The sequence below is a fragment of the Streptococcus sp. 27098_8_69 genome (assembly GCF_041432445.1).
Classification (GTDB): Bacteria; Bacillota; Bacilli; order Lactobacillales; family Streptococcaceae; genus Streptococcus.
Map to the genome: position 1 here is coordinate 1 of NZ_JAPVZO010000057.1, position 551 is coordinate 551.

Genomic DNA, 551 nt, shown 5'->3' on the forward strand with positions numbered 1-551 from the left:
CCAATTGTAAAGCGAAAGGAGAAAAATATGGCTCAAAAAGCACATAGTTTATCACACATAAAATGGATGTGTAAATATCACATTGTGTTCACCCCTAAGTATAGACGAAAAGAGATCTATAATCAATATCGAAGTAGTTTGGGAGAAATATTCCATAGATTATGTAGTTATAAAGGTGTTGAGATTATCGAGGGCCATTTAATGCCAGATCATGTTCATATGTTTGTAAGTATTCCACCTAGAATTAGTATTTCAAGTTTCATGGGATATTTAAAAGGTAAAAGCGCTCTAATGATGTTCGATAAACACGCAAATCTGAAATATAAGTTTGGAAATCGACATTTTTGGGTAGAGGGATATTATGTGAGTACAGTTGACCTCAATAAGCCACAATAAAGAAATACATTCAGGAACAAGAGCGAAAAGATATTGCTTTAGATAAGTTGAGTGTAAAAGAATATGAAGATCCCTTTAGGGATAGTGGCAAGTAGTACATCTGCCTCTTTGAGAGGCTTGTGACGAGTCAAATGCAATAAGGCTTGAACAACGTG

General features: G+C 34.7%; 1 pseudogene. It reads left to right on the forward strand.

Annotated features, from left to right (window positions below):
• The first annotated feature begins 27 nt into the window (after positions 1-27).
• Positions 28-491, forward strand: a pseudogene (gene tnpA / locus O3658_RS10635) (IS200/IS605 family transposase).
• The last annotated feature ends 60 nt before the right edge of the window (positions 492-551 follow it).